Origin of the sequence: Janthinobacterium tructae (assembly GCF_006517255.1) — a bacterium.
Classification (GTDB): domain Bacteria; phylum Pseudomonadota; class Gammaproteobacteria; order Burkholderiales; family Burkholderiaceae_D; genus Janthinobacterium; species Janthinobacterium tructae.
On sequence record NZ_CP041185.1, the window covers coordinates 4218644 to 4244289 of the forward strand.

Below are 25646 nucleotides of genomic sequence, written 5' to 3' on the forward strand. Positions count from 1 at the left end.
CATGACATTTACCGATTTATTCGTACGCCGCCCCGTGCTGGCGCTGGTGATCAGCACCTTGATTCTGATGCTGGGCGTGATCGCCATCAAGCAGCTGCCGATCCGCCAATACCCGATGCTCGAATCGTCCACCATCACCGTCACCACCAACTATCCGGGCGCCTCGGCGGAACTGATGCAGGGTTTTGTCACGCAGCCGATTGCGCAAGCCGTATCGTCGGTGGAAGGCATCGACTACCTGACCTCGTCCTCGGTGCAGGGCAGCAGCACGGTCACCGTGCGCATGGAACTGAACCGCGATTCCACGCAGGCCTTGACGGAAGTCATGGCCAAGGTCAACCAGGTGCGCTACAAGCTGCCCGAAGGCGCTTTTGACCCCGTCATCGAGCGCTCGGCCGGCGACTCGTCGGCCGTCGCCTATGTCGGCTTTGCCAGCGAGAGCGTCCCGGCGCCAGCGCTGACCGATTACTTGGCGCGCGTGGTGCAGCCGATGTTCGCCACCATCGACGGCGTGGCCAAAGTCGACGTATATGGAGGCCAGCAGCTGGCCATGCGTCTGTGGATCGACCCGGAAAAATTGGCGGCGCGCGGCCTGACTGCCGCCGACGTGGCCGACGCCGTGCGGCGCAATAACTACCAGGCGGCGCCCGGCAAAATCAAAGGACAATTCGTCGTCTCGAACATCAGCGTCAATACGGATCTGACCAGCGTGGCGGAGTTCCGCGACATGGTCATCACCAAGGGCGGCGATGCAAAAGACAGCGCCGCACTCGTGCGTTTGAAGGACGTGGGCACGGTGGAACTGGGCGCGGCCGCCACGGAAACGAGCGGCATCATGGACGGCGTGCCGGCCGTGTATCTGGGCCTGTCACCCACGCCGGGCGGCAACCCGCTGGTGATCGTCGACGGCATCAAGAAACTGCTGCCCGAGATCCAGAAAACCCTGCCGCCGGGCGTAAAAGTCGAGCTGGCGTTCGAGACGGCGCGCTTCATCCAGTCGTCCATCGACGAGGTGGCGCACACCCTGCTCGAAGCATTGCTGATCGTCGTCATCGTCATCTATTTGTGCATGGGTTCCTTGCGCTCCGTGCTGATTCCCGTCGTGACGATCCCCTTGTCGATGCTGGGTGCGGCGGCGTTGATGCTGGCCTTCGGCTTCAGCATCAATCTACTGACCTTGCTGGCGATGGTGCTGGCCGTGGGTCTGGTGGTCGATGACGCCATCGTCGTGGTGGAAAACGTGCACCGGCATATCGAGGAAGGCAAGACGCCCGTGGCGGCCGCGCTGGTGGGCGCGCGCGAAGTGGCCGGGCCCGTGATCGCCATGACGATCACGCTGGCGGCCGTGTATGCGCCGATCGGCATGATGGGGGGACTCACGGGCGCGCTGTTCAAGGAATTCGCGCTGACCCTGGCCGGCGCCGTGGTGGTGTCGGGCGTGGTGGCGCTGACCTTGTCTCCCGTGATGAGCTCTCTGCTGCTGCAGCCGAAACAATCGGAAGGGCGCATGGCGCGCGCCGCCGAGCACTTCTTCGAAGGCCTCACCAGCCGCTATGCGCGCCTGCTGGACCGCTCCCTGCACCACCGCTGGCTGAGCGCCGGTTTCGCCGCGCTGGTGATGGTGAGTTTGCCGTTTTTGTACCTGCTGCCGCAGCGCGAACTGGCGCCGGCGGAAGACCAGGCCAGCGTGCTGACGGCGATCAAGGCGCCGCAGCATGCCAACCTCGATTACGTCGAGCGTTTTTCGTACAAGCTCGATACCATCTACAAAAATATCCCCGAAACGGCGTCGCGCTGGATCATCAACGGCGGCGAAGGCCCGGCGTCCAGCATCGGCGGCATCAACCTCACGCCGTGGGCCGAACGCTCGCGCAATGCGGCTGTCATCCAGGCCGAACTGCAGCATGCCGTGGGCGACGTGGAAGGCACCAGCATCTTCGCCTTCCAGCTGGCGCCCTTGCCCGGATCGAGCGGCGGCTTGCCCGTGCAGATGGTGCTGCGCAGCGCGCAGGATTACGCCACCCTGTTCCGCACCATGGAAGACGTCAAGCAGCGCGCGCGCGCAAGCGGCCTGTTCGCCGTCGTCGACAGCGACCTCGATTACAACAACCCCGTGGTGAAAGTGCGCGTCGACCGCTCCAAGGCCAACAGCCTGGGCATCCGCATGCAGGACATCGGAGAATCGCTGGCCGTGCTGGTGGGCGAGAATTATTTGAACCGCTTCGGCATGGATGGCCGCGCCTATGACGTCATCGCACAAAGCCCGCGCGAACAGCGGCTCACGGCGCAAGCCCTGACGCAGCAGTACGTGCGCGCCGACGATGGCAGCCTGCTGCCCCTGTCCGCCGTGGTCTCGGTGAGCGAACAAATCGAGCCGAACATGCTGACGCAATTCAACCAGCAAAATGCGGCTACCTTCCAGGGCGTGCCGGCGCCGGGAGTGACCCTGGGCGACGCCGTGACCTTCCTCGATGGCGTGGCAAAAACGCTGCCACCGGGCTTCAGCTACGACTGGCAATCGGATGCGCGCCAGTTCGCCACGGAAGGCAATGCGCTGCTGCTGGCCTTCCTGGCGGCCGTCGTCGTGATTTATCTCGTGCTGGCGGCCCAGTACGAAAGCCTGACGGACCCACTGATCATCCTGATCACGGTGCCCCTGTCGATTTGCGGCGCGCTGATCCCGCTGGCGCTGGGCTACGCCACCGTCAACATCTACACGCAGATCGGCCTGGTGACCCTGATCGGTTTGATCAGCAAGCACGGCATTTTGATGGTGGAGTTTGCCAACGAATTGCAGGTGCATGAAGGGCTGGACCGCCTCAGCGCCATCCGCAAGGCGGCGCAGATCCGCTTGCGCCCCATCTTGATGACGACGGCGGCCATGGTGGTGGGCCTGGTGCCGCTGCTGTTCGCTTCCGGCGCGGGCGCCAACAGCCGCTTCGGCCTGGGCGTGGTGATCGTCTCGGGCATGTTGATCGGCACCTTCTTCACGCTGTTCGTGCTGCCCACCGTGTACACCTTTCTGGCCCGGCGCCATACGGCCGACCATGCCACGCCACGCGCCCGCGAGCTGTCGCATGCGCTGAAGGAATCCCTATGAAAAATTACCGCTATCTTGTTTCCCTTTTGTCCGTGCTGGCCGGCTGCGCCGTCGGTCCCGCCTATGTCACGCCGGGCACGCCCGACGTCCACCTGGCCAGTCCGCAGCAAGCGCAATTCGCGCCAGGTCAAACGGCGACCAGTGACGCCCCCTGGTGGACGTACTTCGACGATGCGCGCCTGTCGCAACTGATCGCCAGCGCACTCGAACACAACCTCGATATCGCGCAGGCGCAGGCCAACCTGCTGGCCGCGCGCGCCATCTTCGACGAGCGCCGCCTCGATGAACTGCCTGCCGTCACCAGCCAGGCGGGATGGCAACGCAGCGTGCAGCAAAACACAGCCGATAGCCGCGCCGCCAGCACGAATACGCGTGCGGGTTTCGATGCGCAATGGGAGATCGACCTGTTCGGCCGCCTGGCGCATATCACCCGCTCGGCCCAGGCGCGCGCCGAGGCGGCGCAGGCGGACTTGCGGCAAGTGCAGCTGACGATTGCCGCCGAGGTGGCGCGCAATTACTACGAGGCGCTCGGCTACCAGCAAAACCTGGCGCTGACGCAGGCGCAGGTGCAAAGCTGGCGCGATACGGTGGCCCTGACCGACGCACGCATCCGCGCCGGCAGCGGCTTGCCGGAAGAGCGCCACAACGCGCTGGCCAACCTGACGCGCAGCGAGGCGGCCATTCCCCGCTTGCAGGCGCTCTTGCGGCAGGCGCAGTACCGGCTCGATGTGCTGAGCGGCCAAGCGCCAGGCGCCATTGCGCTGGCCACCACGCCGCGGCAGCAGGCGCCGCTGGCGGGCCAGCTGCCGCTGGGCGACGTCAACCAGCTGATCAAGCAGCGGCCCGACGTGGTGCGCGCCGAACGCCTGCTGGCCGCCTCCAGCGAAGATGTGGGCGCCGCCACGGCGGACCTGTATCCGCGCCTGAGCCTCGGCGGTTTCCTGGGCTTCTTTGCGCTGCGCGGCAGCGGCGTATTCGACGGCGGCGCGCGCGCCTTCGAGGTGGCGCCTACCGTCAGCTATCCTGCCTTCCGCCTGGGCAACGTGCGGGCACGCTTGCGCGGTAGGCAAGCCGAGGCGCACGGCGCGCTGGCGCGCTTTGCGCAGGCCCTGTTAATCGCGCAGGAAGACGTGGAAAACGCCGTCACGCAGCTGGCGGAAAACCAGACGCGTTTAGCCTCCTTGTTGCAGTCGGCGCGCCACGGCAATGCGGCCCTCGGCATCGCCAGCACGCGTTATCAGGGAGGTGCCGGCAGCTACCAGGCGGTGCTGGAAAACCAGCGCGCCTTGTTCGATATCCGGCGCGAAGCGCTGCTGGCGGAAACGGCGTCCTACATCGATGCGATTGCCCTGTACAAGGCACTGGGATGGGGGCAAACTATGTAGCATTTTTTTGCTCACGAGGAGATGCGATGTTCACGCAAGGCAGCTGGCTCAATCCACCGGAAAACTGGTCCGCCGAAGGCGCGCAATTGCGCGTGACGACGGATGAAAAAACCGATTTCTGGCGCAAGACCTCGTATGGTTTTATCCGCGACAGCGGCCACTTTTTCGGAGAGGAAATCGCCGGCGATTTCACGGCGCAGCTGCACGTGGCGGCGCAGTATTCCGCGCTGTATGACCAGGCCGGCATGATGGTGCGCGTCGACGCACAAAACTGGATCAAATGCGGTGTCGAATTTTCCGATGGCCAGCTGTTATTGAGCAGCGTATTGACCCTGGACAAATCGGATTGGGCCGTCAGCACCGCCCCCGCCATGCCGGACGGTTTCTGGCTGCGCGTGACGGTGGCGCAAGGCGTGATACGGGTGCAGTACTCGACCGATGGCCAGCGCTGGCCGCTGCTGCGCCTGGCGCCGTTTCCCGCGGCATCGCGCTACCTGGTCGGCCCCATGTGCTGCACGCCGGAACGTGGTGGCCTGGAAGTGGTTTTCTCGCAGTTTTCCATCGCGCCGGCGCAGCAAAAAGACTTGCATGATTTGAGTTAAATTAAACCACCCACGTTTCGTGCAGATGGCGCCACAGCAGGGCGCCAGTGGGTGTTTTGTCATACACGACGGTCGACAGGCGCTCGGTGTGTTCTCCACCCGGCAGCGACTGGCATTCGCGGTAGGACACGGTGGCGCCGGCCGCGCTTTCCTGGATTAAAACGAGGTCGGAAAGTCGCATCTGCAAACCCGGACGGCTACCGCCAGCGGCGCGGAAAAACGCCGTCAATCCGGCGTGATCGAGCTGCTTGCCACCGGGTGCCACCATCGTGAAAGCGGGTGAAAAATGCGCCAGCAATTGGGCGCAATATTCTGGTGTCGCCGCCTCGCCGGAAAGCCAGTCGCGGATCAGCGCGTGCGTGGATAAAACTTCGTCAAAACAGGGGTTCGTTGCGTTCATTTTTTCGCTACTCCATGGTGATGTAAAAGGTCGAGAACGGCGCGGTTATCGATGCGCGCGCACAGCACCAAAGGCAGTACGCACGAGGCGGCGGCGAGGGCAAAACACCAGTGAAAAACCTGCACCGCGCGCGCGTGCTGGGCGGGGTCGTCCAGCGTCGATATTCCGTGCGCCGCCAGCAAGCCATTCAGCAGTACGCTTAGCAGCGCCACGCCGAGGCAAAAGCCCAGCTGGCGGTTGATATTCCACACGGCGCTGGCCTGGCTCAATTGCCCGTCCGGCGTGCGCAAAAACGCCGTGCTTTGCGCCGTGCTGCTGCACAAACCGCCGCCAAAACCCATCACTGCATACGCGCTGGCCAGCCAGAATACCTGGCCCGCCGCATCCACGCGCAGCAGCATCAGCATGCCCGCCGCCTGCAGCAGGGCGCCCGCGATAAACAGCGGCTGCGGACCCACGTGGCGATAGCTTTTGCCGGTCAGCGAAATGGCGCCAAATGAGGCCAGCGCCCATGGCAGCATCAGCGCGCCCGCCGTCGATGCCTGCATGCCCAGCACGCCCTGCAGGTACAGCATGGCCAGCAGGCTCACGCCCATGAAGACGCCCGGCACCAGCAGATACATGAGCATGGAGACGCGCAGCAGCGGTTCGGCGGCCAGGCGCAGGTTCAGCAGCGGCGTGGCTTTGCGCAAGGCGCCGCGCACATAGCCCCACGCACAGGCGGCGCCCAGCGCCAGCACGCTGGCGCCGGCCGGCAACTGGCCCGGCGTGCCCAGCATGGTCAGGCCCAGCAACAGCAAAAGGATGGCTGTGCTACCCGCCACAAGGCCGCCCGTGTCGAGCCGGGGCACTTGCGCGCGCGGTGGGTCGGGGCGCAGCCAGCAGGCGGCCAGCAGCAGCGCCAGCGCGGCGAATGGCACGTTCAGGTAGAAAATCGCGCGCCAGGAAAGACTATCGACGATGACGCCGCCCAGCGCGGGCGACAGGGCGGGCGCCAGCAAGCCCACCAGCATGATGACGGAGGACAGGCCGGGGCGCTCGGCAGGTTTGTATAACTGGTAGGTCATGCTTTGGCCCAGCGGAATGAGCAAGCCGCCACCCAAGCCCTGCACGCAGCGCCAGGCAATCAGCGCCTCGATCGAGGGCGCCAGGCCGGCGCCGATGCTGGCGCATAAAAAAGTTAGCAACGATGCCATAAACACGGTTTTGCTGCCATAATAGGCAGCAAGCCAGGCGCTGGCGGGGATGACGATGGTCAGGCCGAGAATGTAGCCGGTGCTGATCCAGGCCAGCTGCGCCACCGAAGCGTGCAGGGCATGGCCGATGTCGGGGTAGGCGACGCTGGTGATGAACATGTTGATCAGGTCAACGAAAAACCCCAGCAGATAGATGGCCGCGACCTTTTTGCGATAGTCCATGGTGCTCCGAATGGCAAACGGCCAGCTTAAGCGCCCATCGTCATTTGCGTAACGGGCCAGCCCCGATTACACTGTCAAAGAAATTTTGACAAACCTCTACAACCCGCATGCCTCCTCATTCTTATTTATGATCAGTCTTGACCGCTTGGGTATTTTCATCGCCATCGTCGACGCCGGCTCGCTGACGGCGGCCGCCGCCGTGCTGGGCCAGAGCAAGGCCGTCGTCAGTTTTAATTTGAAACAGCTGGAGGCGGAGCTGGGCGTGTCGCTGCTCACGCGCAGTACGCGCAGCCTGGCGCTGACCGACGTGGGACGGCGCTTTTACGAAGATTGCCAGCGCGTGCTGAGCGAAGCGCACGGCGCCATCGAAACGGCGCGCCAGGGCCAGCAGGGCTTGCGCGGCACCCTGCGCCTGACCACCACCGTCGAATACGGCAGCCGCACGGTGATCCCCGCGCTGATCGCCTTTGCCGCCGCCCATCCGCAGCTGCAGATCCAGCATTCCTCGTCGTCCTCGCATGAAGACCTGATCTCGGGTCGCTACGACCTGGCCATCCGCATGGGTTCACTCAACGATTCGAGCTACCGCGCCGCGCTGATCGAGCCATATGCGATCTGGCCCGTCGCCTCGCCCGCCTACCTGGCCAGCCTGCCCGCCAGGGACATCGCCAGCTTGCCCGACTTGCAGCGCGCGCGCTGGCTGGCGCACAGCCGCCTGGCCTCGCCGCTGCGCTGGGAGGTGCAGACGCCCGACGGCGCCGCCGCCTTCGCCGCGCAGGACGACGCCGCCATCCATTCCGACTCCGCCTCGGCCCTGCTGGGCTTTGCCCTGGGCGGCTGCGGCGTGGCCCTGCTGCCGCAGTGGCTGGTGGAAGCGGATGTGCGCGCGGGACGTTTGCGCCGCCTGCTGCCCGAGGTCGTTTTCCCGCAGCAGGGCGTGTATGCCGTGTATCCGAACACCCAGCATATTGCGGAAAAGGTGCGCGCCTTTATCGATTTTTTGCGCGCGTTCGTCGGTACGCCCGCCTGAGGTTTCACGTGGCGCCACGGCCCACATGTCACGTCGTTAATACTTGATCAGCACAACGATTTCCAAGGGGCAAACGAGCGCCCCTTTCGCTGGACACGGCCTACACTGGAAGGACGTTGTTCACCGAATGGAGACCATCATGGCACATACATTGGCAGCAGTTTTCGCCCTGCGCGACATGGCCGAGCGCGCCCGGCACGACCTGATCACGGCTGGCTTCCCCGGCGCCAGCATCCGCCTGCACGATGCGGGCAATGAAGATATGTCCACCACGGAAAACATCCGCCGTGACGACAGCGACAGCCTGCTCGACAGCGTCAAGCATTTCTTTACGGACCTGTTTGGCAGCCACGCCGACCGCCACATCTATGCGGAAGCCGTGCGGCGCGGGCATGTCGTGCTGACACTGGAAGGGGCGAGCGACGCCGATATCCAGCGCGCCACCGACCTCGTCGAGCGCTACGCGCCGCTCGACATCGATGCGCACGCCGACCACTGGCGCGCTGGCGGCTGGCAAGGCGCGCCGCAGAACGACAGCGCGATGCGCCAGGGCGCCAGCATGCAGTCCAGCGCGCCATCGCAGCAAGGCACGTCCGCCGGCAACCTGAACGAGGCGGCAAGGTCGCAGCAATTTGCGGGCGGCATGGCGTCGCCGCCGCCGCCTTCCGGCACGGGCACCAACGTGCGCCGCTATCCCGGCGCCGAGAACCTGCCCGGCACCAGCGACGACGACGAGCAGTACTACCGCAGCCACTGGAGCGTCACCTATGTCGCCACCGGCGCGCGCTTCGACGACTACGATCCCGCCTACCGCTATGGCCATTCAATGGCGGGCAGCGACAGCTACCGGGGGCAAAGCTGGGAGCAGGTCGAGCCTGAACTGCGCAGCAACTGGGAACACACGTATCCGCAGTCGGCGTGGGACGACTTCAAGGCGGCCGTCAAGCATGGCTGGGAGCGCGTGACGTCCTGAGCGCCGGAGGGCGCTGCGGGCCTCCCCGGTCCTTCAGCGCCCCTCGTGCGTCAATTGCAGGAAGTGGTTCAGGATATGAAAGTGGTCTTCGAAGAATTGCTCTTCCATGGTCGGCAGCGAGGCCACGGGTACCCACTGCGCCAGCGCCGCATCATCGGCCGCCGTCACTTCCGGCAACTGGCGCGTCTTCAAGTCAAAATAATGCGCATGCGTGATGGTGCGCCCGCGCTGGCTGCGGTCCGGGTGGTCGAACACGGCCACGCCGACCAGCGCCTCGACGAGGGTGGGCGCCAGCACGCCCAGCTGGGTTTCTTCCGCCAGTTCGCGCAGGGCGCCCTGCAGCAGGCGTTCGCGCGGCTCCAGAAAGCCGCCGGGCAAGGCCCACAAACCCTTGCCCGGATAGCCGCCACGGCGCACCAGTAAAACGTGGCCGCCCGTCTGCACCAATGCATCCACGGTGCAAAAGATGGGCGCATACGGCGCCGTGCGCCAGCGCGCCTTGTACGCTTCGATGGCGCGGTATTCCTGCACCAGCGGCGCGTACCACGGCAGCAAGGTCCACGCTTTGACATACTGGCCGATGGCCGCCGGCAGCAGCTGCGCCACGGCGCTCAGCGACACATCCACGTCTTCAGCCTCGAACAGCACGTTGCGGATCGCCGTCGCGCCGATGGGCGCGCCCGCATCGATCTCCAGGTTCAGCAGCTGCCAGTGCGGGAAGTGGTGCAGGTAGTAACTGGTGGCGTCCTTGAAGCAGGCCACCAGGGTCACACGTTGCGCTGCGGGCAAGGCGCCCGCCACAGCGCGCCGCACGGCGTCGGCCCACAGGCCATCGTCGTAGTAATCACGCACGGCCACATAATGCACGCGCGCGCGCTGCGCCTCGGGTAACGTCGCGGCGATCATGGCCGCCCGTTCCTGCCACGTAAACGGGTTCTTCGGGCTGCGCGCATGGAAGGCGGAACCGAGCACCACCACCACCTGGGCAGCGGTCGTCAACGCCGTTTGCAGCAAGCCGGCATGGCCATTGTGAAAAGGCTGGAAGCGGCCGATCAGGATGGCCGCATCGGCGGGATAGGATAAGGTCATGCGTCGTCTCCGGTAGGGTAGTGGGCGGCGATCGGCAATTGGCGCCCGCTGCCAAAGGCGCGCGAACGCACGCGGATGATGGGTGCCGCCTGGCGCCGCTTATACTCGTTGCGGGCGACCATGCCGAGGATGCGCGTCACGAGGGCCCGTCCCTCGTCCGTCTCGCGCAGCTGGTCGACCAGGGTCAGTGCTTGCGCGCTTTCCTGCGCCGGCAAACGCCGTCCCTCGATATGCCACTTCAAAATTTCATCGAGCACGGGGTAGGGCGGCAAGCTGTCCGTGTCGCGCTGCCCCGGCGCCAGTTCAGCCGACGGGGGTTTATCCAGCACGGCCACAGGAATCAGTTCGCGCCCGGCGCTGGCGTTGATGTGACGCGACAGGGCGAACACCTCGGTTTTATACAGGTCGCCGATCAGCCCCAATCCCCCATTCGTGTCGCCGTACAGGGTGCAGTAGCCCACCGAGATTTCGCTCTTGTTGCCGGTGGTGAGCAGCAGGGCGCCAAATGCATTCGAGTACTCCATCAGGATCGTGCCGCGCACCCGCGCCTGCAGGTTTTCCAGCGGCAGTCCCTGCAACTTGCCGTCGAAGGCTTGAGCGTAGCCGGCCTCGTACTGCGCCACGATGTCGCGTATCGGATGCGTGGTCAGGGAGATGCCCAGATTGGCGCACAGGGCGACGGAATCGGTGACGGAGCCGGCGCTGGAAAACACGGACGGCATGGTGATGGCCACGACATTGGGCGCGCCGAGCGCCTCGACGGCCAGGGCCAGGGTCAGCGCCGAATCGATGCCGCCCGAACAGCCGACCACCACTTTTTGAAAGCGGCAGCGGCGCGCGTAGTCGCGCAAACCGAGCACGATCTGGCGCCGCGCAAACTCCACGGCAGAGATGCCGTCCGGGTCCGGTACGGGAAACGCCGCGCCATCGGTACGGCTAAAGCGGCCAGCGGCAAAGCGCAGCAATTGAAAATCTTCGACGAAGCGGGCCGCCTCGAATTGCACGCCCAGGGTAGGTGACATGGCGAACGAGGCGCCGTCGAACACGAGCTGGTCCTGGCCGCCCACCTGGTTGACGAACAGCAGGGGCAAGTTGACGCGTGCGCAGGCGGCGCCAAACACGACGTGGCGCTGCGCGCGCTTGCCGATGTCGGACGGGCTGGCGTTGATGCTGACGACCAGGTCCGGTCGCGCCGCATGCAGGGCCTCGAAAGGGTTGATGGCGTAGGCGCGGCCATCGTCGTTCCAGCCATCCTCGCAAATCATGAAGCCGACTTTACAGCCGGCGATAGCGAGGGTGCAGGCGCCGGGCGGTCCCGGCTCGAAATGGCGGCCCTCGTCGAAGATGCCGTACGTGGGCAGCAGCTGCTTGTAGTATTCGGCCACGATCTGCCCGTCACGGATGGCCAGCAGGGCGTTATACAGCGGCTTGCCGACGCCGGGGTTGGGCCGCGCGGTGCCGATGACGGTGACCAGCCCCGGCCAGCGCGTGGACGCTTCCAGCAACTTGTTCAGCGCCTGCTGCATGGCGCGCAGGAAGGCGGCGTCCTCGAACAGGTCGCCCGGGTAATATGCGCACAGCGACAGTTCGGGACACACCAGCAGATCGGCGCCATCGCTGCTGGCGCGCTGCATGCGCGCGGTGATGGCGGCGACATTGGCGTCGAAGTCGCCCACGGTGGGATTCATCTGGGCGAGGGCGATGGTCAGCATGGTGATCCTTCAGATAGTTACGCGTGAAACCACTATCCTGCCTGAAAACGTTTCTGAGAGTACTGATGCAATCGTGCAAGCCTGCCGATCCAGCCCCTACAAAGTCTTGAGCCAGGCCCGCAAGCGCGTGCGCGCATTCGCATACGGCGACGAGGTATTGAACTGGATCATGCGCCCCATCGTGTAATGCGTGTACCAGGGCTGGCCATACAATTGCGCATCGTCATGCGCGTCGATCAGCGCCAGCAACTGGTTTTTCGCCTGCTCCAGGCGCTGCAGCAAGTCGTCCATGTCCAGTGCAGCATAGTCCGCATAGAAGCGCTGCGCCAGGGCACCCAGAGCGTTCCACGTGAAACCTTCGGCGGGAAAGGCGATGTCCTCGATGCGTTTGCCGTCGCGCAGCTGCGCGTGCCAGTGCAAAACCAGCTCGTTCCACCCCACCAGATACGCGAGCAGATCGCACACGCTCATGCGCGTGCCCTTCACTTGCCCCTCCAGTACGGGATCGCGCGCCAAGGCCGGTGGCACGCGCGCCAGCTCCTGCGCCAGCTTGGCGTACGTGGTGTTGATGGCGTCGACGAGTTCCTGCTTGCTGTTCGGGATCGCCATCACGCCGCCTTCACGACAGGCAAGCCGGCCGCCTGCCAGTCGTCGTAACCGCTGCCGAGACGGCGCGCATGCAAGCCGTGCTGGCGCAAGGCCGCCACGGCCTGCACGGACAGCACGCAATACGGGCCGCGGCAGTAGGCGGCAATTTCTGCGTTCGCGGGCAATTCGCCGAGGCGGCGCTGCAAGTCATCAAAGGGAATATTGATCGCACCGGGCAAGTGGCCGGCGGCAAATTCCTGCGCGGGACGCACGTCGAGCACGGTGATGCTGGCTTCCTGCAAGCGCGACAGCAACTCCTCGCCCGTGATCGCTTCCACGTGGTCGCCCCGGCTCAGCGCCTGCAATTCGCTGCGTTGATGCTGCGCATACAGCGCCAGCGCATCGAGCAACTGCATGACAGGGCCGCTACCGAGCCGGTACAGCACGCGCTTGCCGTCGCGGCGTGCCTGCACGAAGCCGGCGCGCCGCAGCTGCTGCAAATGCTGCGAGGTATTCGCCACGGACAGGCCCGTCAACGCCACCAGCTGCTCCACCGCAAATTCGCCCTGCGCGATCTGCTCGAGCAGGTGCAGACGCGGCGCGCTGCCTAAAATATGGGCAAATCCGGCGGAACCGGTGAGCAATTCGATATCAGCATTTTTCATTGACACGATGCTAGCACCCTTATAACATTCAAGCAATCAATTGAATGTTATAAGGTGACAGCGATGCAAATACTCTGGCTCGACGCGCTGGCGATCGGCGTGGGCGCGACGGCGGTGATGGATGTGTGGGCGGTGGCCTTGAAACGCTTCTGGTGCATCCCCTCGCTGAACCTGGCGATGGTGGGACGCTGGCTGGGCCATCTGCCACGCGGCACGGTGACGCATGCCAACATCGCCCAGGCGGCGCCCGTGCGCGATGAAGCCATCCTGGGCTGGACCGCCCATTACGTGATCGGCGTGCTGTTTGCGGCCGTGCTGCTGGCGCTGGCGGGACAGGAGTGGGTGCAAGGGCCGACGTTCGCGCCGGCCCTGCTGGCGGGCCTGGTGAGCGTGGCCGCGCCGTTTTGCATCTTGCAGCCGGGCATGGGCGCCGGCGTCGCCGCCAGCAAGACGCCGCATCCGACTGCCGCCCGCCTGCGCAGCCTGATGGCACACACGGCGTTCGGCATCGGCCTGTACCTGGCGGCGCTGCTGTGGTCGACCGTGCGCTGACTAACTCGTCAGCGGCGGTACGGGTGCGGGCGCCACTGTCGGTGCAGGTACCGCCGCCGAGATGGCCGGCGTCTCCGGCTGCGCCTGCACGGTGCTCAGCACCATCGTGCTGGGCTTGGCAATCGCGATATGCGCCTCGTCCAGGCGCTTGAGCAGCTCGAACAGCAGGGCACTGCGGATGCCCGACGTCAGGCGCGGCGACGAGGCATAGCCGGTGGCGTTGAACAGCAACAGGCCATTGTCGATACCGTCGAGCTGCACGCTGGGCGCCGGCGTGTCGAGCACGTCGGGATTGTCGACAAAGGTGGACAGGATCAGCGCGCGCGCCGCTTGCGCATCCGTCCCCAGCGGCAGCGGCAGCTTGACCTGCACCAGACCCAGCGGATTGGCCAGGGTGACGTTGCGCACCGTCTTGGTGATGAATTCCGAGTTCGGCACGATCACCGTGGAACGGTCGCCCAGCTGAATTTCCGTGGCGCGCACATTGATGCGGCGAATGTCGCCCTCCACGCCACCGAGCGAGACCCAGTCGCCCACTTTCACAGGACGCTCGGCCAATAAAATCAGGCCGGACACAAAGTTCTGCACCACCGCCTGCAAGCCGAAACCGATACCCACCGACAAGGCCGACGCCACCCACGCGATGCGTTCCAGGCCGATACCGGCCGCCGACAGGGCCAGCGCCACGGCCAGCACCCCACCGATATAGCCAAACAGGGTGATGAACGACACTTGCATGCCCGTATCGAGATTGGTAGTCGGCAAATAACTGTTTTGCAGCCAGCGCTTGAACAGGCCCAGCGCCACAAAGCCCACCACCAGCACCAGCAGGGCCTGGATCAGCGCGGCAGGGCGGATCGCCACCTCGCCGATGGCCAAGCCATCCTGCAGCTTGCCGACCCGCTGGAACAGCTCGCCCGGACCTTCACCGAACGGCGCCAGCAGCAGCATCAGGGCCAGCAGCACGACGATGGCGCGGCCGATGCCCGACAGCAGCACGGCCGCCTGGTCGCGTGCCTTGGGCGTGGCCAGCACGGGATTGACGACGTCCGGCGGCGGCGGCGTGGAGGCCAGCAGCATGCAGATATCATCGACCAGCACCGTCAGCAGATAGGTGCTGCCCACCACCACGATGACCCAGGCGATTTGCTTGGCAATAAAACTGCCGAAGGCCACATAGCCGACCAGCAAACTGATGACGCTCGACGCCAGCGCCAGCCACAGCAGCACCGTGACGCAACGCAGCCACAGCGGCGTGACCAGGGTGGCGGGATCGGCCTGGCGCAACAAGCGCCAGCTGCGCTCGGCGCGCATCAAGCCATAGGCGATGGTCGTGCTCATCACCAGGGCGACGATGCAATTGACGGCCACGGCCGTCGACAGGCCCGCATTGATGACGATGGTGACCCGTTCCGTGGCCCATACGAGCACCACGATGAAGGCAAACGTCGATGGAAAATGGCGCAAGCGATGCGCCAGCGCGTCGGGCAGGGGCAGCAAGCGCCACGACACGCGCCAGGGCGACAGCAGTGCGTGGCCCAGGCCCGCCGTAAAACCGGCAAAACAGATGATGCCGATCAAGCTGCTGAGGAAAGTCGAGGTTTTTTCAGACAGGCCGCCCTCCCAGCGCAAGCCCATGGCCAGCAATTCGGCCACCAGGCCCGGCGTGGCCGCCGCCAGCACCAGCACGGCCAGCGCATGCAAGGAGCGGCGCAAGCGGCCATGCGGCACGCGCGTGGCCGTGATCACCAGCAGATAGCGCGACACCCAGACGCTGGCGCCAATCACGGCCACGATACCGGCCAGCAAGCCGCCCCAGGCCGACCACGGCGTGGCGCGTGCGGCGTTGGCCAGCTCCAGCTCCAGCGCCCGCAGGCGTTGCAGATTCTGCGGCAATTCGGCATGCAGCTGTTTCCAGAAGGAACCGGCCAGGATGGACGCCGTGCGCTCGCCCAGGCGCGCCTGCAGCTGCGCGCGGCGCGCCGTCGACACCTGCTCGGACGCCTGCGTCGCTTCCACGGCCAGCAAGCGCGCCAGCTTCACCTGCGCATCGAGCGCGCTGCTGGTGCGGTCCAGCTGGCTGCGCTGCGCCGCCACGTCAGGGGCCTCTTTCGCGCCCGCCGCCGGCTTGCCCAGCTCGGCCAGCCGCGCCTGCACGCTGGCGAGCGTGGGCGCGAGCGCATCGGCCACCTTGTCCGCCTCGGCGCTGGCCGCCAGCGCATCGGCACGCATCTGCGACAGAGTCGCGTCATCGAGATCGGCATCGCCATCGAGCGCCTTCTGGATGGTCGTGATCTGCTTGCGCAAGCCATCGAGGCGCTGGTCGGCCGTGGCGGCATCGTCGACGGGCTGCGACCAGGCCGGTGGCGCGGCCAGCGAGCACGCCAGCAGCAGGGTCAATAGCAGCGGCAATAGCCAGCCACGCCAGGGCTGGCGCGGGGAAGAAAAATGGGGGGTACGGAATGAAATCATGCGGTCCTATCGGCCAGGTCAATACGGGTGAAAGCGAGACAGCATCGCGCCAGCAGGCGCAGCGGCTGCAGCGGCCGGCACAGGGGCGATGGATATTACGGGAGTAAGCTTAACTGTACGGCAAACAGCGACAGCCTAGCGCACTCCAGCGATAGATGGCGGAAATTTTCGTGCGGCAAGAAACTGAGGAATATAGATGAACATAAAATTGTATTTATAACGGTTAAGTTCAATTTTATGTTTATATATCATGAAACAATAACAAACATATTCTTTCAATTAAGGACTACAATGTAAAAAATATGTTCACTTCCTTATCATGACAAAACGTGCCCGCCCGGAAGACGCCATGCCGACGCTCGTCAACGAGCGGCTCAGGATATGGGGCCAGTGCGTGCGCAAGCAGCGGGTGCAGCAAAACATCACGGCACGCGACCTGTGTGCCCGCCTCGACATTTCGCATCCCACCCTGCAGCGCATGGAACGGGGCGAAGCGTCCGTCAACGTAGGCTTGTTCCTGGCCGCCTTCCACGTACTCGGTATCCTCGCCATCACGGCGCCTGAACCCGACGTGGCGCTGTGGCAAATGGACAGCCCCAACATCCGCAGCCGCCCCGCCTTGAACGAGGGCGACGATGGCTACTTCTAGCCGTCCCTTGTTTGTCTATCTGCAGCGGCCCGACAACGGCGTGTGGGTAGTGGTGGGCCGCTATGTGCTCGATACGCAGACCGGCATCGGTAGCTTTCTGTACGCGCCCAGCTATGCCGATGCAGGCTTGTCCTGGAGCATCGATCCCGTCAATCTGCCTTTCATTCCCGGCATGGAACACCTGGCGCGCCGCTATGGCGGCCTGCATGACGTGCTGCGCGACGCGAGTCCGGATTCCTGGGGGCAGATGCTGATACGCCGAGAACACCAGCTGGAAGAAAAAGCCACGGCGATCCAGTTCTTGCGCCTGTCCGGCGACGGCGACCGCTGGGGTGCGCTGGCCGTGGGCGATACGTCCAAACCGAACATCGCCAAGCTGACCAGCCCCAGGCTACATCAGCTTGACGCGCTGGTGCAGGAACTGTTGGCCATCGCGGACAGCCGGCCGCCACTCAATGCGCCCTTGCGCAAGCGCCTGTTCGCGACCCCGAGCATGGGCGGCGCACGGCCGAAGGCCACGGTACAGGACGGTGAAGATTACTGGCTGGTGAAACCGGGACTGATGACCGATACGGTCGACCTGGCACTGCTGGAACATGCAACGATGCAATGGGGCAAGGCGGCCGGCCTGCGTTTCGCCGACACGCGCCACCATGCATTGACGGCCGAACGCAGCGTCGTGCGCATCCTGCGTTACGACCGGCGCGGCGCGCAACGCGTCATGACGGTCAGTGCCGCTTCGCTGCTGCAAGTGCAATATCCGCCGGTGGACGCGGCCGACAGCGATGGCACCAGCTATCCCCGCCTGGCCGAGGAGCTCCGGCGCATCGGCGCGCCACCGGAAGACGCCATCGAGCTGTTCGGCCGCATGGTCTTCAACGGCGTCGTCGGCAACAACGACGACCATCCGCGCAACCACGCCGTGCTGTTCGACCTGGATGCACAGCGCTGGCGCCTCTCGCCCGCGTTCGATGTCGTGCCGGATACGGAAGACGACCCGCAAACGCTGGTCATGCAAGTGAGCGCCGGCCGCCGCGACATCACCCGCGACGCCATGCTGCGCGATCACACCCGTTTCGGCTTCGCCACGCGCCAGCAGGCGGAGGAGTATCTCGATGCCTTGCTGGTGCGCATCGCGGACGCTTTTGCGCAAGTGGCGCCGCTGCTGAACGCAGCCTTGCGGGCACGGATGGCGGAGCGCTTGCAGGTGATGCTGGGGCAGTTGGCTTAGGCGCAGGCGGGGTTTCGGTATTTCCCAAGCCTGTTAAGAGATTTCTCTTCGGATGATTTCCGCACCTGCACTGAGCGCATGCAATTTGCCTCTTGCCACCTGACGCGACAAGGGCGCCATGCCACAGTTGGTGCTCGGGTAAAGCTTGTCGGCATCGACAAAGCGCAGCGCCTTGCGCAGGGTGTCGGCCACTTCCTGCGGCGTTTCAATGGTATTGCTTGCCACGTCGATAGCGCCGACCATCACTTTTTTGCCACGAATGAGTTCAATCAGGTCGATCGGGACACGCGAGTTGTGGCATTCCAGCGAGATGATGTCGATATTCGATTGCTGCAGCTTGGGGAACGATTCTTCATATTGGCGCCACTCGGAGCCCAGCGTATTTTTCCAGTCGGTATTGGCCTTGATGCCGTAGCCATAGCAAATGTGCACGGCCGTTTCGCATTTGAGCCCCTCGATTGCCCTTTCCAGCGTGGCAATCCCCCAATCATTGACTTCATCAAAGAACACATTAAATGCGGGTTCGTCAAACTGGATGATGTCGACGCCGGCCGCCTCCAGTTCCCTGGCTTCCTGATTGAGGATCTTGGCAAATTCCCAGGCCAGTTTTTCACGGCTTTTATAATGGCTGTCATACAGCGTATCGATCATCGTCATGGGACCCGGCAAGGCCCATTTGATCGGCTGGCTGGTTTGCTGGCGTAAGAATTTGGCGTCCTCCACAAAAACCGGCTTGGTGCGGCTCACGGCGCCCACGACGGTCGGCACGCTCGCATCGTAGCGGTCACGAATTCTGACGGTCTCGCGCTTGTCAAAATCAACGCCGCTCAGATGCTCGATAAACGTGGTGACGAAATGCTGGCGGGTCTGCTCGCCATCGCTGACGATATCGATGCCTGCCTGCTGCTGTTCCTGCAGTGACAAACGTAAAGCATCTTGTTTGCCCTCAATCAATTCCTCGTCCTGTAATTTCCACGGCGACCAGAGTTTTTCAGGCTGCGCGAGCCAGGAAGGTTTGGGCAAGCTGCCGGCAGTGGAGGTAGGCAATAATTTTTTCATGATCAGTAATGTCGTGTATGTTGATTAAGCAGAGAGCGTGGTCGCAGCCCATTGTTCAAGAATATGCTTGTAGGGCTTGATGAAGTGCTCTTCCGTATATTTGCCCTGCTTGACTGCCAGCTGGCTGCGCTCTTCCCGGTCATAGACAATTTGCGTCAACGAATAATCCTGGTTCTTCAGGCTGGGCTGATAGAGTCTTCCCGCCGCAGAATTGGCGTTGTAAATCTCGGGCCGGTAGATCTTTTGGAACGTTTCCATCGTGCTGATGGTGCCGATCAGCTCAAGATTGGTGTAGTCGCCCAGCAGGTCGCCGATAAAATAAAACGCCAGCGGTGCCGCACTGTTTGGCGGCATGAAATAGCGCACCTGCATCCCCATTTTCTCGAAATATTCATCCGTCGAGGAGAACTCATTTTGTTGATACTCAACGCCCAGGATGGGGTGCTGGTTTTCAGTGCGCTGATAGGTCTTGCTGCTCGAGGCGCTGATGCAGATGACCGGCGCCTTGCTGAAGTGCGCTTTGTAAGTAGCTGATCTGACAAAGTGCTTGAACAGCTTGCCATGAAAATCGCCGAAATTGTCCGGCGTGCCAAAGGTCGATGTATTGTTGTTGTGCTCTGGCAGCAGCACGCTGAAGTCGTAATCGCGCACGTAGGAGGAGAAGTTATTGCCGGCGATGCCGGCGATGCGCTCTCCGGTTTTTTTATCGAGGATATTCGGCTTCAATATCTCGATCAGCGGAATATTCGCGCCTGCGGCATCCATATTCAACGCGACGGAAATGATTTCAAGTTCGACGGCGTAGCGGTCTGCCTTCGGGTTGTCCCAATGGGCCAGGTTGTTGAAGCGGCTGTCGATCATTTTCAGGGTGTTGCGCAAGTTCTCCTGGCGACGCTCTCCCCTGGCCAGATTGGCAAAGTTGGTCGTCAGGCGCGTATTGTCCGATGGGTGATAATTTTCATCGAAAACAATGCTCTTGATGCTGAATGCAAAATCTTGGCTCATGGTGATCTGGTGTCCTGTTTGCTGCGAAAAGATGAATATGTTGCTTGCCTGGTGACCGTGCTGATGCGTATCAGGCCGAGACCAGCTCTTCAGCGGTGGCAGATTGCGCCTGGCGCGTCAGGCCGACCAAGGGCAATGCCCGTTGGACGGCCAGCGTGGCGCGCTGGATCAGGGCCGCGTTGTGCAGACGGTAGTCGAGGAAATCCCGGTCGGTCGCGTAGACGCCCAGCGGCAAGGTGCGTGCCTGGAAAAAGCTGAACAGCGGCCGCAACTGGTGGTCGATCATCAGGGCATGGCGCTCGCTGCCACCGGTGGCCGCCAGCAAGACGGGCTTGTCGATCAAGGCATCCTGATCAATGAAGTCGAAGAAGTGCTTGAACAGTCCCGTGTACGAGCCGCGGAAGACCGGTGTTGCCACCACCAGGATGTCGGCTTGCTCGACCGCCGCAAGTTCCCGCTCCACCGCATCGGGCAGGTGGGAGCGCCAGGTCGCGCCGGCGAGCTGCGGGGCGAGCTGGCCCAGTTCGATCAGGCGTTGTTCGCACAGCACTTCATCGGCGATCAGGTCCATCAGGTGCTCGGCCAGGGCTGCCGCCTTGGAAGGGCGTTGCAGCCCGCCGGAAACCGCGACTAAGCGAAGTGGACGTGTCATGTTTGCTTTCATAGGGAGTGATGCGCGAGGGCGAAGAATGCCAACAGCAAGAGGATCGATGATAGCGGCGAAGATCGATGAAGTATAATGGTCTTATTTCATACATCCATGAACTTGGCTCATTCAAATGCTTGAACGCATCCACCTCAGCATCGTCCAGCAGGTCGAAAAACAAGGGTCGTTGACGGCCGCCGCAGGCGTGCTGCACCTGACCCAGTCGGCCCTGAGCCACAGCATGAAGAAGCTGGAGCAGCAACTGGGCACCGACGTCTGGCTGCGCGAAGGGCGCAACCTGCGCCTGACGCAGGCCGGCCAGTACCTGCTGGCGGTGGCGAACCGGGTGCTGCCGCAACTGGACCTGGCCGAAGAGCGCCTGGGCCAGTTTGCGCAGGGCGAGCGCGGTGCGTTGCGCATCGGCATGGAATGCCACCCTTGCTACCAGTGGCTGCTCAAAATAGTCTCCCCGTATCTGGCCGCCTGGCCCGATGTGGATGTGGACGTCAAGCAGAAGTTCCAGTTCGGCGGCATCGGCGCGCTGTTCGGCTACGAGATCGACCTGCTGGTCACGCCCGACCCGCTGTACAAGCCGGGGCTGGCATTCGAACCCGTGTTCGACTACGAGCAGGTGCTGGTCGTGGCCAAGGGGCATGCCCTGGCGTCGGCGCCGTATGTGAAGCCGCAGCAACTGACCCAGGAAGTGCTCATCAGCTACCCCGTGGACATCGAGCGCCTGGATATTTACAATCAATTCCTCTTGCCGGCCGGTGTCACGCCCAAGCGCCACAAAGCCATCGAAACGACCGACATCATGCTGCAGATGGTGGCCAGCGGCCGCGGCGTGGCCGCCCTGCCGCGCTGGCTGGTCGAGGAATACGCGGCCAAGATGGACGTGGTGCCGGTGCGCCTGGGCGCGCGCGGCATCGCCAAGCAGATCTTCCTGGGCGCACGCGAGACGGACACCGCCATCGACTACGTGCGGGCCTTTATCGCGCTGGCGCGCCAGCCGGCCATGGCTCAGTGACGCATTGGCCAGCCCCTTGATGCCTCGCGCTCAGCCCTGGCGCGCGAGCGACATCACGCGCGGCTATTCCCTGGGCCCAGCCTGCTTCGCGCTTTCCATGGATTCCACCGTGTCGAAAATATGCGCCAGCGCGCTTTCCATGGCACCGGCAGTCGCGTCGCCGCTCTGGTTGGTGATGATGAAGACCCCAAGCTGATATTGAGGAACGACGTAGGCGTAGCTTTGCGCGCGTGGCACGCCGCCATGGTGCACATAATGCGTGCCCAGCTGGCGATTGCTGCCGATGTTCCAGAAATAGCCGATGCTGAAGTCGTCCTGAAAGCGCGCCAAAGGCTGGTGCGATTCGACGACCGCGGGATGGGCGCCCAATTGCAGGCGCAGGTACTTCACCATATCCGGCATGGTCGACTTCAGGTTGCCGGCCGCCCCCCAAGGCAGTTGTGGCATCGGTGTGGTCATGACGGGATTGTCGCTGTGGTAGCCGGGCGCCAGCCGGCCGGTATCCCTGGCGGTGATTCTCAGCCTGGTATCTTGCATGCCGGCTTCACGCGCGAGGAATTGCGTGAGCAGGACGTCATAGGGCATGCCGTAGATTTTTTCGAGCGTGTGCGCAATGAGTTCGCTACCGGCGCTGGAATATGCATAGTCCTTGCCAAGCGGACCTTTGATGCTGACCGTGTGCAAGTCCTGCCAGAATTGCTGTTGTCCGTAGTTGGCGTAGGCTGCATTGAGCTTTGCCGGCGTGGCGTGTGCCGTGAAATCCTGCAAGACGGTGTTCACCTGCAATGGCAACATGCCCGGCATATTGCTGGTGTGCGTGACCAAATGGCGCAGGCGAATGGGCTGCCCCTGCGACTGCAGGTTCGGGTAGGCATCCGCCAGGTACTTTTGTATGGGATCGTCGAGCGCCGCCTTCCCATCCAGCACGGCGTTCGCCAGTAGCAGGCCAGCAAAAGTTTTGCTGACCGAGCCGATTTCATACAGCGTTGTATCGTTCGGCGGATTGGCTTTGCCGGTCTCCAGCTCGCCTTGATGCAGAATGAATTCCTTGCCGCGATACACGACAGCAATCGAGGTCGCGTGCAGCAATGTTGACTGCAGCAGGGTGGTCGCGGTCTGGCGCATTGCCGCAGGAATATCATGCGCAGGTGCTGTGGCTGCGGGCTTGCAAGCTGCCAGCACGAGTGTCATTCCAGTCATGATTGCGGCGAGTTTTATCATCATGCGCACCATCCAGGGGGGAGGGGCATTCTCGCACAATGGATTCCGCGGTGACAGAAAAAAGTCACTCGTATGGTTTGTCCAGATAGTGAACGGCGGTGCTGGATAAAAGAAAACGCCACCCGGAGGTGGCGTTTCTTTCCGTTCCTGGTGGCCCGGGACGGCCCCCGGCCTGCTTACTCCACCGTCACCGACTTCGCCAGATTGCGTGGCTTGTCCACATCCGTGCCACGCGCCAGTGCCGTGTGGTACGCCAGCAATTGCAGCGCCACCACGTGCAGGATCGGCGACAAATCGCCGTAGTGCTCGGGCAGGCGGATGACGTGCAAGCCTTCGCCGGAGCTGATGCGGGAATCCACGTCGGCGAAGACGTACAGCTGGCCGCCACGGGCGCGCACTTCCTGCATGTTCGATTTGAGCTTTTCGATCAGGGCGTCGTTCGGCGCGATGGTGACGACGGGCATTTCATTCGTCACCAGGGCCAGCGGGCCGTGCTTCAGTTCGCCGGCCGGATACGCTTCGGCGTGGATGTAGGAAATTTCCTTCAGCTTTAACGCGCCTTCCAGGGCGATCGGGTAATGCATGCCGCGGCCCAGGAAGAGGGCGTTTTCCTTGCGCGCGAATTCCTCGGACCAGGCGATGATTTGCGGTTCCAGCGCCAGCACGGACGCGATGGCGACGGGCAGATGGCGCATGGCTTTCAGGTGCGCCGCTTCCTGCTCTTCGGACAGGCGGCCATTGACTTGCGCCAGGCACAGGGTCAGCAGGAACAGGCCCGCCAGCTGCGTGGTGAAGGCTTTGGTGGAGGCCACGCCCACTTCCACGCCGGCGCGCGTGATGTAGGCCAGCGCGCATTCGCGCACCATGGCGCTGGTGGCCACGTTGCAGATGGTCAAGGTGTGCAACATGCCCAGGCTGCGCGCATGTTTCAGGGCGGCCAGGGTGTCGGCCGTCTCGCCGCTTTGCGAAATGGTGACGACCAGCGTGTTCGGGTGCGGCACGCTGTCGCGGTAACGGTATTCGCTGGCCACTTCCACGCTGACGGGCACTTTCGCAATCGCTTCGATCCAATATTTCGCCGTCATGCCCGCATACGAGCTGGTGCCGCAGGCCAGGATCAGCACGCGGTCGATCTGCTTGAAGATGGGATAGGCCTTGTCGCCGAACAGTTCCGGCATGATGGCCGTCACGCCTTCGAGCGTGTCGCCGATAGCGCGCGGCTGCTCGAAGATTTCCTTCTGCATGTAGTGGCGGTACGGACCCAGCTCGGCAGCGCCCGTGTGCGCATGCACGGTTTTCACTTCGCGCTCGACGGGCTTGCCATCGACGTCGACGATCCAGCAGCGCGACAGTTGCAGGTCGACTACGTCGCCTTCTTCCAGATAGATGATCTGGTCCGTCGTGCCGGCCAGCGCCATGGCGTCGGAGGCGACAAAGTTTTCACCATTGCCCAGGCCGACGATCAGGGGCGAGCCCTGACGCGCGGCCACCACGCGGTGCGGCTCATCGCGGCAGAAGACGGCGATCGCATACGCGCCATCGAGGCGTTTCACGGCCTGCTGCACGGTCTCAAATAAATCGCCGTTGTACATGTGCTCGACCAGGTGGGCGATCACTTCGGTATCCGTCTGGCTCTGGAAGACGTAACCCAAGGCCGTCAGTTCGGCGCGCAGCTCATCGTGGTTTTCGATGATGCCGTTATGCACCAGCGCCACGCGGGCGTTCTCTTCCGCTGGGGAAAAGTGCGGGTGGGCATTGAAGTTGACAGGGGCGCCATGCGTGGCCCAGCGCGTGTGGGCGATGCCCGTAAAACCGCTCAAGCCCTCTTCGGCGATCTGCTTTTCCAGCTCGGCCACGCGCGAAGTGGAGCGCGAACGCTGCAAACGGCCATCGGCGTGCAGGGCGATACCGCAGGAATCGTAGCCACGGTATTCCAGGCGCTTCAAGCCTTCGAGCAGGATGGGAGTGATATTACGTTGCGCTACCGCGCCGACGATGCCGCACATGGAAACCTCTGTCTAAAAATTCATCAATGCACGCATGCTAATGCAGAGCGCATGAAATATGCTTTCTAAATATGTGTATTTTTGACTGAATATTTCACACCTATTTTGCGGTGAAATATTATTTCATTTAAACTCAATTTATTCTCTAATTCATCAAAATCATGAGCGAACACAACATTACTCTCGACGAGATCGATCGTCGCATCCTGAACGCCTTGCAAATTGATGCATCGCAAACCAACAGTGAACTGGCGCGCTCGGTGCATGTCTCGGCGCCCACCTGTTTGCGGCGCGTCAAGCATTTACGGGAAAGCGGCGTCATCGAGCGGCAAGTGGCCATCGTCGCGCCGCAGCTGGTGGGCGCGCGCCTGACGGCCATCGTGGAAATCACGCTCGACGTGCAGGCGGCGGAACGCATGGCGGAATTCGAGCAAGTCGTGGCGGACGAGCCCGCCGTGCTGCAGTGCTACCGCGTCTCGCCCGGACCCGACTTCGTGCTGATGGTGCAGGTGGCCGACATGCCCGCGTATCACGCGCTGGCGCACCGCCTGTTTGCCGCGCACGCGAATGTGCGCAACGTGAAAAGCTACTTTTCCACGTTTCGCAGCAAGTTCGAGACACGCATCGCCATCTGATTTGCCATGCGCCGATTATCCACCGCTTGCCCACATGCTTATACGCGTCTTGCGCACCGCTTATACGGCACTTTTACACAGGTTTATACACAAGCAGGCCAGGCGCCGCGAGCGATGGCAGGACGATTTTTCTCCAGCAAACTCCAGACTGGACGAGGCCGTACCCCGGCAAGCGTGTTGC

22 protein-coding genes are annotated in these 25646 nt (G+C 63.2%); 10 read left to right on the forward strand and 12 right to left on the reverse strand.

Going from position 1 to position 25646, the window contains the following annotated elements:
* Window position 1: 1 nt before the first annotated feature.
* Genes FJQ89_RS18445 through FJQ89_RS18455 form a run of 3 tightly spaced genes read left to right on the forward strand, consistent with a single transcriptional unit; the run spans window position 2 to window position 5087 of the window.
* A complete protein-coding gene (locus FJQ89_RS18445) occupies window positions 2-3100 on the forward strand; it encodes a MexW/MexI family multidrug efflux RND transporter permease subunit (protein WP_141171222.1) in 3099 nt (1032 codons plus the stop codon).
* Window positions 3097-4485: an efflux transporter outer membrane subunit gene (locus FJQ89_RS18450; RefSeq protein WP_141171223.1), complete on the forward strand. Its 1389-nt coding sequence runs from the start codon at window positions 3097-3099 to the stop codon at window positions 4483-4485. The genes FJQ89_RS18445 and FJQ89_RS18450 overlap by 4 nt, the downstream gene beginning before the upstream one ends.
* 26 nt (window positions 4486-4511) lie before the next feature.
* Entirely contained in the window at window positions 4512-5087 is a 576-nt protein-coding gene (locus tag FJQ89_RS18455) for a DUF1349 domain-containing protein (RefSeq protein WP_141171224.1), read from the forward strand.
* 1 nt (window position 5088) lies between these two features.
* Here FJQ89_RS18455 and FJQ89_RS18460 read toward each other — a convergent pair whose 3' ends face one another.
* Together FJQ89_RS18460 and FJQ89_RS18465 are read right to left on the reverse strand one after the other, a co-directional pair.
* Window positions 5089-5487: a DUF4440 domain-containing protein gene (locus tag FJQ89_RS18460; protein ID WP_141171225.1), complete on the reverse strand. Its 399-nt coding sequence runs from the start codon at window positions 5485-5487 to the stop codon at window positions 5089-5091.
* Window positions 5484-6905: an MFS transporter gene (locus FJQ89_RS18465; RefSeq protein ID WP_141171226.1), complete on the reverse strand. Its 1422-nt coding sequence runs from the start codon at window positions 6903-6905 to the stop codon at window positions 5484-5486. Before FJQ89_RS18465 ends, FJQ89_RS18460 begins: the two co-directional genes overlap by 4 nt.
* A 127-nt stretch (window positions 6906-7032) precedes the next feature.
* On the opposite strand from FJQ89_RS18465, the gene FJQ89_RS18470 reads away from it, so the two are divergent.
* Both FJQ89_RS18470 and FJQ89_RS18475 read left to right on the forward strand, forming a co-directional pair.
* Window positions 7033-7935 (forward strand): LysR family transcriptional regulator, encoded by a 903-nt coding sequence (locus tag FJQ89_RS18470; RefSeq protein WP_141171227.1) that lies wholly within the window; start codon window positions 7033-7035, stop codon window positions 7933-7935.
* Window positions 7936-8074: 139 nt separating this feature from the next.
* Complete coding sequence (locus tag FJQ89_RS18475) at window positions 8075-8908, forward strand: hypothetical protein (RefSeq protein WP_141171228.1); 834 nt, start codon at window positions 8075-8077, stop codon at window positions 8906-8908.
* Window positions 8909-8941: 33 nt separating this feature from the next.
* Here the strand turns inward: FJQ89_RS18475 and FJQ89_RS18480 are convergent, their stop codons facing one another.
* The 4 genes from FJQ89_RS18480 to FJQ89_RS18495 form a co-directional block, all read right to left on the reverse strand.
* Window positions 8942-9997, reverse strand: coding sequence for a bifunctional nicotinamide-nucleotide adenylyltransferase/Nudix hydroxylase (locus FJQ89_RS18480; protein WP_141171229.1), 1056 nt, complete (start codon window positions 9995-9997; stop codon window positions 8942-8944).
* On the reverse strand, window positions 9994-11709 hold the full coding sequence (locus tag FJQ89_RS18485; protein ID WP_141171230.1) for an NAD+ synthase: 1716 nt from the start codon (window positions 11707-11709) through the stop codon (window positions 9994-9996). The genes FJQ89_RS18480 and FJQ89_RS18485 overlap by 4 nt, the downstream gene beginning before the upstream one ends.
* A gap of 96 nt (window positions 11710-11805) precedes the next feature.
* A complete protein-coding gene (locus FJQ89_RS18490) occupies window positions 11806-12318 on the reverse strand; it encodes a ClbS/DfsB family four-helix bundle protein (RefSeq protein WP_141171231.1) in 513 nt (170 codons plus the stop codon).
* Window positions 12318-12962: an ArsR/SmtB family transcription factor gene (locus FJQ89_RS18495; protein ID WP_141171232.1), complete on the reverse strand. Its 645-nt coding sequence runs from the start codon at window positions 12960-12962 to the stop codon at window positions 12318-12320. Before FJQ89_RS18495 ends, FJQ89_RS18490 begins: the two co-directional genes overlap by 1 nt.
* A gap of 63 nt (window positions 12963-13025) precedes the next feature.
* Between FJQ89_RS18495 and FJQ89_RS18500 the strand changes: the two genes are divergently transcribed.
* Entirely contained in the window at window positions 13026-13514 is a 489-nt protein-coding gene (locus FJQ89_RS18500) for a DUF2938 domain-containing protein (RefSeq protein WP_141171233.1), read from the forward strand.
* On the opposite strand, the gene FJQ89_RS18505 is transcribed toward FJQ89_RS18500, so the two are convergent.
* Entirely contained in the window at window positions 13515-15986 is a 2472-nt protein-coding gene (locus FJQ89_RS18505; RefSeq protein WP_243136121.1) for a DUF3772 domain-containing protein, read from the reverse strand.
* Window positions 15987-16305: 319 nt separating this feature from the next.
* Here FJQ89_RS18505 and FJQ89_RS18510 point away from each other — a divergent pair, with 319 nt between their 5' ends.
* Both FJQ89_RS18510 and FJQ89_RS18515 read left to right on the forward strand, forming a co-directional pair.
* Window positions 16306-16635 (forward strand): helix-turn-helix domain-containing protein, encoded by a 330-nt coding sequence (locus FJQ89_RS18510; protein WP_141171234.1) that lies wholly within the window; start codon window positions 16306-16308, stop codon window positions 16633-16635.
* Window positions 16622-17866 (forward strand): type II toxin-antitoxin system HipA family toxin, encoded by a 1245-nt coding sequence (locus tag FJQ89_RS18515; protein ID WP_141171235.1) that lies wholly within the window; start codon window positions 16622-16624, stop codon window positions 17864-17866. Before FJQ89_RS18510 ends, FJQ89_RS18515 begins: the two co-directional genes overlap by 14 nt.
* 33 nt (window positions 17867-17899) lie before the next feature.
* On the opposite strand, the gene FJQ89_RS18520 is transcribed toward FJQ89_RS18515, so the two are convergent.
* The 3 genes from FJQ89_RS18520 to msuE form a co-directional block, all read right to left on the reverse strand.
* Window positions 17900-18925 carry a methionine synthase gene (locus tag FJQ89_RS18520; RefSeq protein ID WP_141171236.1) on the reverse strand — a complete coding sequence of 342 codons (1026 nt, stop codon included), beginning with the start codon at window positions 18923-18925 and terminating at the stop codon, window positions 17900-17902.
* A gap of 24 nt (window positions 18926-18949) precedes the next feature.
* Window positions 18950-19930, reverse strand: coding sequence for a DUF1852 domain-containing protein (locus FJQ89_RS18525; protein ID WP_141171237.1), 981 nt, complete (start codon window positions 19928-19930; stop codon window positions 18950-18952).
* 70 nt (window positions 19931-20000) lie between these two features.
* Entirely contained in the window at window positions 20001-20582 is a 582-nt protein-coding gene (msuE, locus tag FJQ89_RS18530; protein ID WP_141171238.1) for an FMN reductase, read from the reverse strand.
* A gap of 127 nt (window positions 20583-20709) precedes the next feature.
* On the opposite strand from msuE, the gene FJQ89_RS18535 reads away from it, so the two are divergent.
* Window positions 20710-21603: a LysR family transcriptional regulator gene (locus FJQ89_RS18535; protein WP_141171239.1), complete on the forward strand. Its 894-nt coding sequence runs from the start codon at window positions 20710-20712 to the stop codon at window positions 21601-21603.
* A 63-nt stretch (window positions 21604-21666) separates the two neighbouring features.
* On the opposite strand, the gene FJQ89_RS18540 is transcribed toward FJQ89_RS18535, so the two are convergent.
* Window positions 21667-22827 carry a serine hydrolase domain-containing protein gene (locus FJQ89_RS18540; protein WP_205704508.1) on the reverse strand — a complete coding sequence of 387 codons (1161 nt, stop codon included), beginning with the start codon at window positions 22825-22827 and terminating at the stop codon, window positions 21667-21669.
* Between the two features lie 173 nt (window positions 22828-23000).
* On the reverse strand, window positions 23001-24830 hold the full coding sequence (gene glmS / locus FJQ89_RS18545) for a glutamine--fructose-6-phosphate transaminase (isomerizing) (protein WP_141171240.1): 1830 nt from the start codon (window positions 24828-24830) through the stop codon (window positions 23001-23003).
* Window positions 24831-24991: 161 nt separating this feature from the next.
* On the opposite strand from glmS, the gene FJQ89_RS18550 reads away from it, so the two are divergent.
* Entirely contained in the window at window positions 24992-25465 is a 474-nt protein-coding gene (locus tag FJQ89_RS18550) for an Lrp/AsnC family transcriptional regulator (RefSeq protein WP_141171241.1), read from the forward strand.
* Window positions 25466-25646 lie beyond the last annotated feature (181 nt).

What these genes read in the sequence shown, in the direction of transcription:
- FJQ89_RS18520 (WP_141171236.1), bottom strand. Translation starts at nt 18,925, where the DNA reads ATGAAAAAATTATTGCCTACCTCCACTGCCGGCAGCTTGCCCAAACCT.
- FJQ89_RS18445 (WP_141171222.1), top strand. Translation starts at nt 2, where the DNA reads ATGACATTTACCGATTTATTCGTACGCCGCCCCGTGCTGGCGCTGGTG.
- FJQ89_RS18455 (WP_141171224.1), top strand. Translation starts at nt 4,512, where the DNA reads ATGTTCACGCAAGGCAGCTGGCTCAATCCACCGGAAAACTGGTCCGCC.
- FJQ89_RS18550 (WP_141171241.1), top strand. Translation starts at nt 24,992, where the DNA reads ATGAGCGAACACAACATTACTCTCGACGAGATCGATCGTCGCATCCTG.
- FJQ89_RS18480 (WP_141171229.1), bottom strand. Translation starts at nt 9,997, where the DNA reads ATGACCTTATCCTATCCCGCCGATGCGGCCATCCTGATCGGCCGCTTC.
- FJQ89_RS18505 (WP_243136121.1), bottom strand. Translation starts at nt 15,986, where the DNA reads ATGATTTCATTCCGTACCCCCCATTTTTCTTCCCCGCGCCAGCCCTGG.
- FJQ89_RS18540 (WP_205704508.1), bottom strand. Translation starts at nt 22,827, where the DNA reads ATGATGATAAAACTCGCCGCAATCATGACTGGAATGACACTCGTGCTG.
- FJQ89_RS18475 (WP_141171228.1), top strand. Translation starts at nt 8,075, where the DNA reads ATGGCACATACATTGGCAGCAGTTTTCGCCCTGCGCGACATGGCCGAG.
- FJQ89_RS18525 (WP_141171237.1), bottom strand. Translation starts at nt 19,930, where the DNA reads ATGAGCCAAGATTTTGCATTCAGCATCAAGAGCATTGTTTTCGATGAA.
- FJQ89_RS18450 (WP_141171223.1), top strand. Translation starts at nt 3,097, where the DNA reads ATGAAAAATTACCGCTATCTTGTTTCCCTTTTGTCCGTGCTGGCCGGC.
- FJQ89_RS18485 (WP_141171230.1), bottom strand. Translation starts at nt 11,709, where the DNA reads ATGCTGACCATCGCCCTCGCCCAGATGAATCCCACCGTGGGCGACTTC.
- FJQ89_RS18515 (WP_141171235.1), top strand. Translation starts at nt 16,622, where the DNA reads ATGGCTACTTCTAGCCGTCCCTTGTTTGTCTATCTGCAGCGGCCCGAC.
- FJQ89_RS18465 (WP_141171226.1), bottom strand. Translation starts at nt 6,905, where the DNA reads ATGGACTATCGCAAAAAGGTCGCGGCCATCTATCTGCTGGGGTTTTTC.
- msuE (WP_141171238.1), bottom strand. Translation starts at nt 20,582, where the DNA reads ATGACACGTCCACTTCGCTTAGTCGCGGTTTCCGGCGGGCTGCAACGC.
- FJQ89_RS18490 (WP_141171231.1), bottom strand. Translation starts at nt 12,318, where the DNA reads ATGGCGATCCCGAACAGCAAGCAGGAACTCGTCGACGCCATCAACACC.
- FJQ89_RS18510 (WP_141171234.1), top strand. Translation starts at nt 16,306, where the DNA reads ATGACAAAACGTGCCCGCCCGGAAGACGCCATGCCGACGCTCGTCAAC.
- glmS (WP_141171240.1), bottom strand. Translation starts at nt 24,830, where the DNA reads ATGTGCGGCATCGTCGGCGCGGTAGCGCAACGTAATATCACTCCCATC.
- FJQ89_RS18535 (WP_141171239.1), top strand. Translation starts at nt 20,710, where the DNA reads ATGCTTGAACGCATCCACCTCAGCATCGTCCAGCAGGTCGAAAAACAA.
- FJQ89_RS18470 (WP_141171227.1), top strand. Translation starts at nt 7,033, where the DNA reads ATGATCAGTCTTGACCGCTTGGGTATTTTCATCGCCATCGTCGACGCC.
- FJQ89_RS18495 (WP_141171232.1), bottom strand. Translation starts at nt 12,962, where the DNA reads ATGAAAAATGCTGATATCGAATTGCTCACCGGTTCCGCCGGATTTGCC.
- FJQ89_RS18500 (WP_141171233.1), top strand. Translation starts at nt 13,026, where the DNA reads ATGCAAATACTCTGGCTCGACGCGCTGGCGATCGGCGTGGGCGCGACG.
- FJQ89_RS18460 (WP_141171225.1), bottom strand. Translation starts at nt 5,487, where the DNA reads ATGAACGCAACGAACCCCTGTTTTGACGAAGTTTTATCCACGCACGCG.